Source organism: Pseudomonas sp. OTU750018 (assembly GCF_011636575.1).
GTDB lineage: Bacteria > Pseudomonadota > Gammaproteobacteria > Pseudomonadales > Pseudomonadaceae > Aquipseudomonas > Aquipseudomonas peli.
In genome coordinates this window covers 299606-312839 of the sequence record NZ_JAAPAU010000002.1, presented here as the reverse complement: position 1 = coordinate 312839, position 13234 = coordinate 299606, and the positions used below count along the sequence as shown (strand labels likewise).

Below are 13234 nucleotides of genomic sequence, written 5' to 3'. Positions count from 1 at the left end.
GGATACTGGGCACGGGCTTAAAAAGAGGGCGATTCTAGCAGGCGCAGAGCTGTGGCCGTTAATCGCGGATCAGGCTCAGGGGAAAACACTGGCCGCTCAGGTAGTCATCAATGCAGCGCAATACCAGTTCGCTGCGCCAGCGCTCGGGCTGCGCTGCTAGTTCGTCACGGCTTAGCCAGCGTGGGCCGATGATGCCGTCATCCAGCGGGTAACTAGGCCGCTGCTGCAAGGGTTTGGCAGCAAAACACACGCGCTGGTAGGTGATGCCGTTACTGGGGGCGGTGTACAGGTAAATGCCGGTAACGCCAGTCAGCTCGACATCCCAGCCGGTCTCTTCGAGGGTTTCGCGCAGCGCCGCCTGCAGCAAGCTTTCATTGGCTTCCAGATGGCCGGCAGGTTGGTTGAACACGGCACGGCCTTCGGCCATTTCTTCGACCAACAGAAAACGGCCCTGGTCTTCGATGACCGTGGCCACGGTGATATGCGGCTGCCACTGCATAAACGTGCTACCTGTTATGAGAAAAGGCGATCTTATCCTGATTCGCTCTACCCTGAATGCACAAACCCCGGCACATGGCCGGGGTTTGCGGTGTTGCTGTGCCCGGGGGCACAGGGTGCTACGTTTTAGTTCAGCGCAGCGAGTGCGGCATTGAAGGTCGCGCTTGGGCGCATGACCTGGCTGGTCAGTTGCGGGTTGGAGCGGTAGTAGCCGCCGATGTCCACGGGTTTGCCCTGCACGGCGCTGAGTTCGGCAACGATGGTTGCTTCATTCTCGGTCAGGTTTTTGGCCAATGGCGCGAACTGCGCTTTCAACTCAGCGTCATCGTTCTGCGCGGCCAGTTCCTGAGCCCAGTACAGCGCCAGGTAGAAATGACTACCACGGTTGTCCAGTTCGCCGGTCTTGCGCGATGGTGACTTGTTGTTGTCCAGCAGCTTGCCGGTGGCCGCATCGAGGGTGATACCCAGGAGTTTGGCTTTCGGGTTGTTGGCCTTGATCCCAGTTTCTTCCAGGGAAACCGCCAGAGCCAGGAATTCGCCCAGCGAGTCCCAGCGCAGGTGGTTTTCTTCGATCAGCTGCTGCACATGCTTGGGCGCGGAGCCGCCAGCACCGGTCTCGTACATGCCGCCACCGGCCATCAGTGGGACGATGGAGAGCATTTTGGCCGAAGTGCCCAGCTCCATGATCGGGAACAGGTCGGTCAGGTAGTCGCGCAGTACGTTGCCGGTTACCGAAATGGTGTCCTGGCCACGAATCAAACGCTCCATGCTTACGCGAATGGCCTGGTTGTAGTCCATAACGCGGATGTCCAGGCCGGTCAGGTCGTGTTCCTGCAGGTAGGCTTCAACCTTCTTCTGCAGCTCGCGGTCGTGGGCGCGCTCCGGGTCCAGCCAGAAGATTGCCGGGGTGTTGGACTGGCGAGCGCGGGTCACGGCCAGCTTGACCCAGTCGCGGATCGGCGCATCTTTGGTCTGGCAGGCGCGCCAGATGTCGCCGGCTTCGACTTCATGCTGCATCAGCACAGTGCCGTCGGCTGCTACGACACGCATGATGCCGCTTTCGGTCAATTCGAAGGTCTTGTCGTGGGAGCCGTATTCTTCGGCCTTCTGCGCCATCAGACCGACGTTTGGAACGCTGCCCATGGTGGTCGGGTCGAACGCGCCATTGGTTTTGCAGAAGTTGATCATTTCCTGGTAGATGCGGGCGTAGGTGCTTTCCGGCATCACCGCTTTGGTGTCTTTGAGCTTGCCGTCCTTGCCCCACATCTGCCCGGAGCTGCGAATCATCGCTGGCATCGAAGCGTCGACGATTACGTCGCTCGGGATGTGCAGGTTGGTGACGCCTTTGACTGAGTCGACCATGGCCATTTCCGGGCGATGGCTGTAGCAGGCGTGAATGTCGTCGAGAATTTCTTCCTGGCGCGAGGCGGGCAGGGATTTGATCTTGTCGTAGACACTGCTGATGCCGTTGTTCGGGTTGACGCCCAATTCTTTGAACAGCTCACCGTATTTATCGAACACGTCTTTGTAGTAGACACTGACGGCGTGGCCGAAGACGATCGGGTGGGAGACCTTCATCATGGTCGCTTTGACGTGCAGGGACCACATCACGCCGGTTTCCTTGCAGTCCTGCAGGGTCTTCTCGAAGAACTCACGCAATTTGCGGCAGCTCATAAACATGCTGTCGAAGACTTCGCCTTCCTGCAGGGCGAGCTGCTTCTTGACCACGACCTGACCGTTCTTGCTGACAAACTCGATGCGTACATCACCGGCCTTGGCCATGGTGATCGACTGCTCGCTGGAGAAGAAATCGCCACCGCGCATGTAATCAGCATGGGATTGCGAGGCCATGCTCCACTTGCCCATGGAGTGCGGATGCTTACGCACGAAGGCTTTGACTGCGGCAGGTGCGCGGCGGTCGGAGTTGCCTTCACGCAGCACGGGGTTTACTGCGCTGCCAAGTACCTTGCTGTAGCGGGCACTGGCGTCTTTCTCGGCGTCAGTTTGCGGGTCTTCCGGGAAGTTCGGGACGTTATAGCCCTGGGCTTGCAGCTCGGCGATTGCGCCTTTGAGCTGCGGCACCGAGGCGCTGATGTTCGGTAATTTGATGATGTTGGCATCTGGCGAGGTGGCCAGTACAGCCAGCTTGGCGAGGTCGTCGGCGATTTGCTTGTCAGCATCCAACTGGTCGGCAAAGCTTGCGAGGATGCGCCCTGCAAGAGAGATGTCGCGTGTTTCGACGGCAATCTCAGCAGAGGCTGCGAAGGCTTCTACAATAGGCAGAAGCGAATAGGTCGCAAGGGCTGGGGCTTCGTCGGTGAAGGTGTAGATGATCTTCGAGGGGGTGGACATTCTGAGTGAACTCTCTTCTTTGCTGAGCGTGCATAGCCACTCGATATGCGCAGGTAAGCGCTGAGGCCCATATGGATGAGCCAGAAGTCGAGGACTTGCCGCGGTGATGTTGGATGCACCAGTAGAGTGTTGAACGTTTCGAGCCGTTGAAGCGCTGTAGCAGTTCGACGGATTCAAGAGGCGGACAACCTGTTTGAACGATCCGCGCCTTATGACCTGTGAGTCATCTGCGAAGTATACCACCGCGCTAAGGCGTCGCAGAATGCCTTGGCGCATAAGACCAACGAACATATGGTTTCGCCCGATTCAAGTGGGTTACTCTGGGGCGATATGACTGTTTTAACCACAAGACGGAGTCCAGCATGGGATACCAAAAGATCCAGGTGCCTGCCACCGGTGACAAAATCACCGTCAATGCCGATACATCCCTGAACGTACCGAACAATCCAATAATCCCTTTTATCGAAGGTGATGGTATCGGTGTCGATATCAGCCCGGTGATGATCAAAGTCGTTGATGCTGCCGTACAGAAAGCCTACGGCGGTGAACGCAAGATCTCCTGGATGGAAGTTTACGCAGGCGAGAAAGCCACTCAGGTTTACGACCAGGACACTTGGTTGCCTCAGGAAACCCTGGATGCAGTCAAAGACTACGTCGTCTCCATCAAGGGTCCGCTGACCACACCAGTCGGTGGCGGCATCCGCTCTCTCAACGTTGCGCTGCGTCAGCAGCTCGACCTTTACGTCTGCCTGCGCCCAGTACGCTGGTTCGAAGGCGTGCCAAGCCCGGTGAAGAAGCCTGGCGATGTCGACATGACGATCTTCCGCGAGAACTCGGAAGACATCTACGCCGGTATCGAGTGGAAAGCTGGCTCGCCAGAAGCGACTAAGGTGATCAAGTTCCTCAAAGAGGAAATGGGTGTAACCAAAATTCGCTTCGACCAGGACTGCGGTATCGGCGTTAAGCCGGTTTCCAAAGAAGGTACCAAGCGTCTGGCACGTAAAGCGCTGCAGTACGTCGTCGATAACGACCGCGACTCGCTGACCATCGTGCACAAAGGCAACATCATGAAGTTCACCGAAGGTGCCTTCAAAGAGTGGGCCTACGAAATTGCCGCTGAAGAATTCGGCGCAACCCTGCTCGATGGCGGGCCTTGGATGCAGTTCAAGAACCCAAAAACCGGCAAGAATGTCATTGTCAAAGACGCCATCGCCGACGCCATGCTGCAGCAGATCCTGCTGCGTCCGGCCGAGTACGACGTAATCGCCACCCTCAACCTCAATGGTGACTACCTGTCCGACGCGTTGGCGGCTGAAGTCGGTGGTATCGGTATCGCTCCAGGTGCCAACCTGTCCGACACCGTTGCGATGTTCGAAGCTACCCACGGTACTGCACCGAAGTACGCTGGCAAGGACCAGGTGAACCCAGGCTCACTGATCCTCTCCGCCGAAATGATGCTTCGTCACATGGGCTGGACCGAAGCGGCTGATCTGATCATCAAGGGTACAAATGGCGCCATCGGTGCAAAAACCGTGACCTACGACTTCGAGCGCCTGATGGACGGTGCCAAGCTGCTGTCCTGCTCGGCATTCGGTGATGCACTGATTTCGCACATGTAAGCAAATCAGTCACATAAAGAAAGGCCGGTCATATGACCGGCCTTTTTTGTGGGCGATTAACTGCCCAGATAACTGTAATCAGACTTCAACCGTTGAGCCCTGGTGTTGCTTGACTGCGGCGGGCGCTTCACTGACGGCAGTAGCCGCACTGATGTTTACGGCGTGGAGTCCTTTTGGACCTTGAATAATATCGAAGCTTACCGGCTGGCCAGCCTTCAGCGTTTTATAGCCGTCCATCTGGATTGCCGAGTAGTGGGCGAACAGGTCCTCATCTCGACCATCGGCCAGGATGAACCCATAGCCTTTGGCGTTGTTGAACCACTTGACCTTACCGCTAACCATGCTGATATCCCTCTGCAAAGGACTCCATCACTGGAGTATCATCCACTTCAATTCCACGCTTTGCTTGACGTAAGCCAGTAAAGCTGTGAAACCCCTTAATACCCACAGTGGGTATTCATTGTTTGTAACACCGTTTTGCCGATAGTCAAGGCAATGCTGTAACTGGCTGAGAAGCCGTTCAAACTCTGTCTAGCACAGACTATTCGCCCATCAACGAAGCTATTCAGCATGCATGCACGTAGCCAGATTCGACTAACATTCAATCAGGATCGCCCCGCAGAGCATGAGGACGATTCCTTCGGCTTAGCCGTTCAGGAATCCAAGCCTGCCCTGCAGGCGCCTCCTATGTATAAAGTGATTTTGTTTAACGACGACTACACGCCCATGGATTTCGTGGTCGAGATTCTCGAGGTGTTTTTCAACCTGAATCGAGAAATGGCGACCAAAATCATGCTGACCGTCCATACAGAGGGGCGGGCAGTGTGTGGAGTGTTTACCCGCGATATTGCTGAAACCAAAGCGACACAGGTGAATCAATATGCGAGAGAGAGCCAGCATCCGCTACTCTGTGAAATAGAGAAGGACGGTTAACGCCGGCCACTTGGGCATGAGGTGAAGCTATGTTAAATCGAGAGCTCGAAGTCACCCTCAATCTGGCTTTCAAGGAGGCTCGTACCAAGCGTCATGAGTTTATGACGGTTGAGCACTTGCTGCTGGCCCTCCTGGATAACGAGGCCGCTGCCAGCGTGCTGCGCGCGTGTGGGGCCAACCTGGACAAGTTGCGGCATGATCTGCAGGAATTTATCGACTCCACCACGCCGCTAATCCCACAACACGACGAAGAGCGCGAAACGCAGCCTACGCTGGGTTTCCAGCGCGTTCTGCAGCGCGCGGTGTTCCACGTGCAGAGTTCCGGCAAGCGTGAAGTGACCGGTGCCAACGTACTGGTAGCAATCTTCAGCGAGCAGGAAAGTCAGGCGGTATTTTTACTTAAGCAGCAGAGCGTCGCGCGTATCGATGTGGTCAACTTTATTGCCCACGGCATCTCCAAGGTACCGGGCCATGGTGGCCATTCGGAAACCGAACAGGAAATGCAGGACGACGAGGGCGGCGAGTCCTCCAGCTCGAGCAATCCGCTGGATGCTTATGCCAGTAACCTGAACGAACTCGCTCGCCAGGGCCGCATTGATCCGCTTGTCGGTCGCGAGTCGGAAGTCGAACGTGTGGCGCAAATTCTTGCGCGTCGGCGTAAGAACAATCCGCTATTGGTGGGTGAAGCGGGTGTCGGCAAGACCGCCATTGCTGAAGGCCTGGCCAAGCGCATTGTCGATAACCAGGTGCCTGATCTGCTAGCGGACAGCGTGGTTTACTCGTTGGATCTAGGCGCACTGCTGGCCGGCACCAAGTACCGTGGTGATTTTGAGAAGCGCCTGAAGGCGCTGCTGAATGAGCTGCGCAAGCGCCCACATGCCATTCTGTTTATTGATGAAATCCACACCATCATTGGTGCGGGCGCTGCATCAGGCGGTGTCATGGATGCCTCCAATCTGCTTAAACCCATGCTTTCATCGGGTGAGATTCGCTGCATCGGTTCCACAACCTTCCAGGAGTTCCGCGGCATCTTTGAGAAAGACCGCGCTCTGGCGCGGCGCTTCCAAAAAGTCGATGTGGTCGAGCCCTCAGTGGAAGACACCATTGGCATCTTGCGTGGCCTGAAAGGTCGCTTCGAGCAACATCACAGTATCGAATACAGTGATGAGGCCCTGCGTGCAGCTGCTGAGCTGGCCTCGCGCTATATCAATGACCGCCATATGCCTGATAAGGCCATTGATGTAATCGATGAGGCAGGCGCCTATCAGCGCTTGCAGCCGCTAGAAAAACGCCTGACCCGCATCGATGTGGCGCAGGTCGAAGACATCGTGGCGAAGATTGCCCGTATTCCGCCAAAACACGTCAGCAGCTCGGACAAAGAACTGCTGCGCAACCTTGAGCGCGACCTGAAACTCACCGTATTTGGCCAGGACGCCGCGATTGACTCGCTGTCGACCGCGATCAAGCTGTCGCGGGCTGGGCTCAAGGCGCCGGATAAGCCGGTAGGCTCCTTCCTATTTGCCGGCCCTACTGGTGTTGGTAAAACTGAAGCCGCTCGCCAACTGGCCAAGGCCATGGGCGTTGAGCTGGTTCGTTTCGACATGTCCGAATACATGGAGCGCCACACCGTGTCGCGCCTGATCGGTGCACCTCCGGGCTATGTCGGCTTTGATCAGGGTGGTCTGTTAACCGAGGCCATCACCAAAACGCCGCACTGCGTATTGCTGCTCGATGAGATCGAAAAGGCTCACCCGGAAGTCTTTAACCTGCTGCTGCAGGTCATGGATCACGGCACCCTGACCGATAACAACGGCCGCAAGGCTGATTTCCGCAACGTGATCGTAATCATGACCACTAACGCCGGTGCTGAAACAGCGGCGCGGGCATCCATCGGCTTCACACATCAGGACCACTCGTCTGATGCCATGGAAGTGATCAAGAAGAGCTTCACTCCGGAGTTCCGTAACCGCCTGGATACCATTATCCAGTTCGGCCGCCTGAGCCATGAAGTAATCAAAAGCATCGTCGACAAGTTCCTCACCGAACTGCAGGCGCAGCTGGAGGACAAGCGCGTCACGCTGGAAGTTAGTGATGCAGCGCGCAGCTGGTTGGCAGAAAGCGGTTACGACGTGCAGATGGGTGCTCGACCGATGGCGCGCCTGATCCAGGACAAGATCAAGCGTCCGCTGGCGGAAGAGATTCTGTTTGGTGAGCTGGCTGAGCACGGCGGTGTGGTGCATATCGATATCGAAAGTGGCGAGCTGACCTTCGATTTTGAAACCACGGCGGAAATGGCCTAGGCGTAGTTTCCTGCGCGCACAAAAACGCCCGGCTCTGCCGGGCGTTTTTACTGGAGCTTGGTGTAACAGATGCCAGAAAACTGAGTTTCGCTGGCCTGTTAACGGGCGCGGTAAGTAATGCGGCCTTTGCTCAAGTCATAAGGCGTAAGTTCAACGCGAACTTTGTCGCCAGTCAGAATGCGGATGTAATTTTTGCGCATCTTTCCGGAGATGTGCGCAGTAACGACGTGCCCATTTTCCAACTCCACACGGAACATGGTGTTGGGCAGGGTGTCGACGACAGTGCCTTCCATTTCGAAGCTGTCTTCTTTCGACATGCAGTAAAGCCCTCGGTATCCAATGAATGGCCCGGTGCAACTGGCGCCAGGCAAAAGCGGCGTGCATTGTGCCCGAAATTTGGGGTTTGCGCCAAGGGCTTCAGTTAAGACTGACCCAGCGTTGATTGACGAACAGCTCAATCGGCCGGTATTGGGTCTTGTAGCTCATCTTGCGGCAGTTCTTGATCCAGTAGCCTAGATAGACCGCATGCAGTCCCAAACGCGCCGCTTCGGCAATTTGCCAGAGGATGGCAAAGCGCCCAAGGCTGCGTCGTTCCTCGCCTGGCTCGTAAAAGGTGTAAACCGCCGACAACCCATTGGGCAGTACATCGGTTACGGCAATTGCCAGTAGGCGGTTGTCATGGCGGAATTCATAGAAACGCGAAAAAGCCAGATCACGCACCAGAAAGGTCGAAAATTGTTCGCGGTTGGGCGGGTACATATCGCCATCGGCGTGCCGCTGCTCAATGTAGCGCACGTACAGCGCGTAATACTCTTCGGTAAATGCCGGGCGCACCAGGCGAACCTGAATGTCCTGATTACGCTTTAAAATGCGCCGTTGCTGGCGATTCGGGCTGAACTGCGCGGCAGGGATGCGCGCTGGGACGCAGGCGGTGCAGCGTTGGCAGTGCGGGCGATAGAGGTGGTCGCCGCTGCGGCGAAAGCCCATTTCCGAAAGCTCAGCATAAACATCCGCATCCATGGGCTGGCTGGGGTCGAGGAACAGGGTTGTCGCCTGCTCACCGGGCAGATAGCTGCAGGGGTGCGGTTGAGTGGCATAAAACTTCAGGCGGGCCAGCTCAGTCATGATCGACTCTCGGGATCGGTCTTGAATTAAGTGTAAGCCAGGCTGGCAAACTCGCCTAGGCGACCCAGTCGGCCTGGCTGGATTGATCAAGATGGTCGCTCAGGTAGCCGGCAAACTCGGCACGGGAAATCGTCTGAGCGCCGAGGCTGAGCAGATGCTCGGTTGGCATCTGGCAGTCAATCAACACAAAACCCCAGTTCTTCAAGTGTTCAACCAGAGTAACGAAGCCCACTTTGGAGGCGTTGTCCGCGCTACTGAACATCGACTCGCCAAAGAACAGCTGGCCCATAGCCAGGCCATAGAGCCCGCCAACCAGCTCGCTATCGCGCCAGACCTCAACTGAATGAGCTATACCGCGCCTGTGCAGTTCCAGATAGGCGTCCTGCATAGGGCTGGTGATCCAAGTTTCAGCCGCATAGCTGCGCGGTGCGGCGCAAGCGCGGATAACGTTGGCGAAAGCCTGATCGAAGGTCACCCGATAACGGCCCTGACGCAGCACCTTGGAGAGGCTGCGCGAGACATGCAGTTTGTCAGGCAGCAACACGGTGCGCGGGTCGGGCGACCACCAGAGAATCGGCTGGCCATCCTGAAACCAAGGGAAGCAACCGTGGCGATAAGCCTGGATCAAACGCTCGGGGCGCAGATCGCCACCCGCCGCCAACAGCCCGTTGGGCTCGCGCAGGGCTTTATTAAGATGCGGGAAATCCAGTGAGTCGCGTTGCAGCCACGTCAGCATGTGCAGGGCCGGAGTTGGACAGAGGAGGGTAGGGCGGACTGTGCGTCCGCCCTGAATGCATCAATTGTCGTCGAGGAACTTCTCGACATCCAACGCGGCCATGCAGCCAGCACCGGCGGAGGTAATGGCCTGGCGGTAAACGTGGTCGGCCACGTCGCCCGCCGCAAACACACCTTCAATGCTGGTGGCAGTGGCATTGCCTTCATTGCCACCCTTGATCAGCAGATAGCCGTCGCGCATCTCCAGCTGGCCGTGGAACAGCTCGGTATTGGGCTTGTGGCCGATGGCGATAAATACGCCGGCTAGAGGCAGATCTTTGCTCACGCCGCTCTGCGTATCTTTCAGGCGCGCCCCGGTAACACCTGTGTTATCACCAAGCACTTCTTCAAGAGCGTGATTCCAGTGCAGCACCACGTTGCCGTTGGCTGCTTTTTCGAACAGCTTGTCCTGAAGAATCTTCTCCGACCGCAGCTTGTCGCGGCGATGCACCAGGTGCACTTCCTTGGCGATATTCGACAGGTACAGCGCTTCTTCGACCGCGGTATTGCCGCCGCCAATCACCGCGACCACCTGGTTGCGGTAGAAGAAGCCATCGCAGGTGGCGCACGCCGATACGCCTTTGCCGGAAAACGCCTCTTCGGACGGCAGGCCCAGGTACTGAGCCGATGCCCCTGTGGCGATAATCAGTGCGTCACAGGTGTAGGTACCGCTGTCGCCTTTCAAGGTGAAAGGGCGCGATTGCAACTCAGCAGTGTGGATGTGGTCGTAGACGATCTCGGTTTCAAAGCGCTCGGCATGCTTTTGCATGCGCTCCATCAACGCTGGGCCGGTCAGGCCTTCAACATCACCAGGCCAGTTGTCCACTTCGGTAGTAGTTGTCAGCTGACCACCGGGCTGAATGCCAGTAATGATCACAGGCTTGAGGTTGGCGCGGGCAGCGTAAACGGCAGCGCTATAACCAGCAGGGCCGGAGCCCAGGATGATCAAGCGTGAATGCTTGACTTCGCTCATAAAAACACCTCATAAGCCTTTGTCACAAAAGAGAATGCATGCTCCAATTGAGCCGCACGGAAGATATTGGCGGATATGCTACACCGAAGCAGGCAAGGAGCGGGAGTCAACCGCCGTAGCTGTTCATGCATACAGCTCGGTCTGGTATCGTGTGGTTAAACCCGTACAATCGCTGCATATTTTGCCATTAACCAATTATTCGGCGCCTCTGGCGCAGGAACAGATGCGTTTTGAAGAAATCTAGCCCAACCGCACAAGCCCCTCTCTGGCGTCAGCAGCTGCCTTATCGACTCAAAGAAGGCGCGCTGATTGGCCTGGGCGCACTTTGCCTTTATCTATGGATGGCTCTGCTGACGTACGATGCGGCCGATCCGGGCTGGACCCACACCAGCAATGTTGAGCAGGTACAGAACGCCGCCGGCCGCGCCGGTGCATGGTTTGCCGACATTCTGTTTATGGCGCTGGGTTATTTCGCCTATCTATTCCCGCTGCTGTTGGCAGTAAAAACCCTGCAGGTGTTCCGCGCCCGCCATCAGCCGTGGCAGTGGAGCGGCTGGCTTTTTTCCTGGCGGCTGATTGGCCTGGTTTTTCTGGTGTTGTCCGGTGCCGCGCTGGCGTATATCCATTTTCACGCCAGCTCAAGCATGCCGGCATCCGCAGGTGGAGCGCTGGGTGAAAGCCTCGGAGCGCTGGCGATCAATGCGCTGAATGTGCAAGGCAGTACGCTGCTGCTGATTGCGCTGTTTCTGTTCGGTCTAACGGTGTTTACCGATCTGTCCTGGTTCAAGGTGATGGACCTGACCGGCAAAATCACCCTTGATCTGATCGAGCTGATCCAGAGTCTGGCCAACCGCTGGTGGAGTGCGCGAGTTGAGCGAAAGCAACTGGTGGCGCAGCTACGTGAGGTCGATGAGCGCGTCAGTGAAGTCTCCGCGCCGATCGTGCTGGATCGCCGCGAACAGGCCAAGGTCAAGGAACGCCTGATTGAGCGCGAAGAGTCGCTGAACAAGCACATGAGCGAGCGGGTCAACCGTCCAGCTCCAGTGATCACGCCGCCAGTCGCGCCGAAAGCACCTGAGCCGAGCAAACGCGTGCTGAAAGAGAAGCAGGTCAACCTGTTCGAGGACAGCGCTCTGGCCGGCAGCCTGCCGCCGATTTCGATCCTCGATGTGGCAGAGAAAGTTCAGAAGAAATATTCACCCGAATACCTGGAAGCCATGTCGCGCCTGCTTGAGATCAAGCTCAAGGAGTTTGGCGTCGAGGTTATCGTCGAGTCGGTTCATCCGGGCCCGGTGATTACCCGTTTCGAGATTCAGCCCGCAGCTGGGGTCAAGGTCAGCCGTATTTCTGGCCTGGCCAAGGACCTGGCGCGTTCGATGGCGATTATCAGCGTACGCGTGGTGGAAGTAATTCCGGGCAAGACCACCGTCGGTATCGAAATTCCCAACGAAGACCGGCAGATCGTGCGCTTCTCCGAAGTGCTGTCGTCGCCCGAGTACGACGAAGCCAAGTCGCCCGTTACCCTGGCCTTGGGTCACGATATCGGCGGCAAACCGGTGATCACCGACCTGGCGAAGATGCCCCATCTGCTGGTGGCCGGTACCACCGGCTCTGGTAAGTCGGTAGGGGTTAACGCAATGATCCTGTCGATTCTGTTCAAGTCCACGCCGGAAGAGGCGCGCTTGATCATGATCGACCCAAAAATGCTCGAACTGTCGATCTACGAAGGCATTCCGCACCTGCTGTGCCCGGTGGTGACCGACATGAAGGAAGCCGCCAACGCCCTACGCTGGTCGGTGGCCGAGATGGAGCGTCGCTACAAGCTGATGTCGAAGATGGGCGTGCGCAACCTGGCCGGCTTTAACCGCAAGGTCAAAGACGCCGAAGAGGCGGGCGAGCCGCTTAGCGACCCGTTGTACAAGCGCGAAAGCATGCACGACGAAGCGCCGCTGCTGAAAACCCTGCCGACCATCGTGGTGGTGGTCGACGAGTTCGCCGACATGATGATGATCGTCGGCAAGAAGGTTGAAGAGCTGATCGCCCGTATCGCGCAGAAAGCCCGTGCCGCGGGGATTCACCTGATTCTCGCGACCCAGCGCCCCTCGGTGGATGTGATCACCGGTCTGATCAAGGCCAACATCCCGACCCGTATGGCGTTCCAGGTATCGAGCAAGATCGACTCGCGCACCATCCTTGACCAAGGCGGCGCCGAACAGCTACTGGGCCACGGTGACATGCTCTATATGCCGCCGGGCACCGGCTTGCCGATTCGCGTACACGGTGCTTTCGTCTCCGACGAGGAAGTACACCGCGTGGTTGAGGCTTGGAAGCAGCGCGGCACGCCTGACTATATCGATGACATCCTGGCCGGCGCTGAAGAGTCCGGTAGCGGCTTTGAGGGTGGCAGCGGCGAAGGCAGTGAAGGCAGCGAGTCCGATCCGCTTTACGACGAAGCAGTCAATTTCGTTTTGGAAAGTCGCCGCGCCTCTATTTCTGCGGTGCAGCGCAAGCTGAAGATCGGCTACAACCGAGCCGCACGGATGATCGAGGCCATGGAAATGGCCGGCGTCGTCACCTCAATGAACACCAATGGCTCTCGCGAGGTCATAGCACCAAGCCCCGTTCGCGATTAACGCCTAGCCCGATCTGATAAGGAGTCC

At 57.3% G+C, this 13234-nt stretch carries 12 protein-coding genes; 5 read left to right on the top strand and 7 right to left on the bottom strand.

Annotation, left to right across the window (positions count from 1 at the left end; genetic code table 11):
* Nucleotides 1-58 precede the first annotated feature (58 nt).
* Both HCI85_RS10285 and HCI85_RS10280 read right to left on the bottom strand, forming a co-directional pair.
* Nucleotides 59-499, bottom strand: coding sequence for an NUDIX hydrolase (locus HCI85_RS10285; RefSeq protein WP_167144636.1), 441 nt, complete (start codon nucleotides 497-499; stop codon nucleotides 59-61).
* 125 nt (nucleotides 500-624) lie between these two features.
* Nucleotides 625-2850: an NADP-dependent isocitrate dehydrogenase gene (locus HCI85_RS10280; protein ID WP_167144635.1), complete on the bottom strand. Its 2226-nt coding sequence runs from the start codon at nucleotides 2848-2850 to the stop codon at nucleotides 625-627.
* A 362-nt stretch (nucleotides 2851-3212) separates the two neighbouring features.
* Here HCI85_RS10280 and icd point away from each other — a divergent pair, with 362 nt between their 5' ends.
* A complete protein-coding gene (gene icd / locus HCI85_RS10275; protein WP_090253672.1) occupies nucleotides 3213-4469 on the top strand; it encodes an NADP-dependent isocitrate dehydrogenase in 1257 nt (418 codons plus the stop codon).
* 78 nt (nucleotides 4470-4547) lie between these two features.
* Here the strand turns inward: icd and cspD are convergent, their stop codons facing one another.
* Nucleotides 4548-4811 (bottom strand): cold shock domain-containing protein CspD, encoded by a 264-nt coding sequence (gene cspD / locus HCI85_RS10270; RefSeq protein ID WP_160086966.1) that lies wholly within the window; start codon nucleotides 4809-4811, stop codon nucleotides 4548-4550.
* 228 nt (nucleotides 4812-5039) lie between these two features.
* Here cspD and clpS point away from each other — a divergent pair, with 228 nt between their 5' ends.
* Together clpS and clpA are read left to right on the top strand one after the other, a co-directional pair.
* Entirely contained in the window at nucleotides 5040-5402 is a 363-nt protein-coding gene (clpS, locus tag HCI85_RS10265) for an ATP-dependent Clp protease adapter ClpS (protein WP_090253676.1), read from the top strand.
* Nucleotides 5403-5431: 29 nt separating this feature from the next.
* The gene (gene clpA, locus HCI85_RS10260; protein WP_167144634.1) at nucleotides 5432-7702 is read left to right on the top strand and encodes an ATP-dependent Clp protease ATP-binding subunit ClpA; all 2271 of its coding nucleotides are present in this window, start codon (nucleotides 5432-5434) and stop codon (nucleotides 7700-7702) included.
* Nucleotides 7703-7800: 98 nt separating this feature from the next.
* Here clpA and infA read toward each other — a convergent pair whose 3' ends face one another.
* From infA to trxB, 4 genes are all read right to left on the bottom strand, one after another.
* Complete coding sequence (infA, locus tag HCI85_RS10255; RefSeq protein WP_002553999.1) at nucleotides 7801-8019, bottom strand: translation initiation factor IF-1; 219 nt, start codon at nucleotides 8017-8019, stop codon at nucleotides 7801-7803.
* 100 nt (nucleotides 8020-8119) lie between these two features.
* Entirely contained in the window at nucleotides 8120-8827 is a 708-nt protein-coding gene (locus HCI85_RS10250; protein ID WP_167144633.1) for an arginyltransferase, read from the bottom strand.
* 55 nt (nucleotides 8828-8882) lie between these two features.
* Complete coding sequence (gene aat / locus HCI85_RS10245; RefSeq protein WP_167144632.1) at nucleotides 8883-9563, bottom strand: leucyl/phenylalanyl-tRNA--protein transferase; 681 nt, start codon at nucleotides 9561-9563, stop codon at nucleotides 8883-8885.
* Between the two features lie 60 nt (nucleotides 9564-9623).
* Nucleotides 9624-10574, bottom strand: coding sequence for a thioredoxin-disulfide reductase (trxB, locus tag HCI85_RS10240; RefSeq protein ID WP_160086959.1), 951 nt, complete (start codon nucleotides 10572-10574; stop codon nucleotides 9624-9626).
* On the opposite strand from trxB, the gene HCI85_RS10235 reads away from it, so the two are divergent.
* Together HCI85_RS10235 and ftsK are read left to right on the top strand one after the other, a co-directional pair.
* Complete coding sequence (locus HCI85_RS10235) at nucleotides 10543-10818, top strand: hypothetical protein (protein WP_167144631.1); 276 nt, start codon at nucleotides 10543-10545, stop codon at nucleotides 10816-10818. The genes trxB and HCI85_RS10235 overlap by 32 nt on opposite strands.
* Nucleotides 10805-13207: a DNA translocase FtsK gene (gene ftsK / locus HCI85_RS10230; protein ID WP_167144630.1), complete on the top strand. Its 2403-nt coding sequence runs from the start codon at nucleotides 10805-10807 to the stop codon at nucleotides 13205-13207. Before HCI85_RS10235 ends, ftsK begins: the two co-directional genes overlap by 14 nt.
* Nucleotides 13208-13234: the final 27 nt, after the last annotated feature.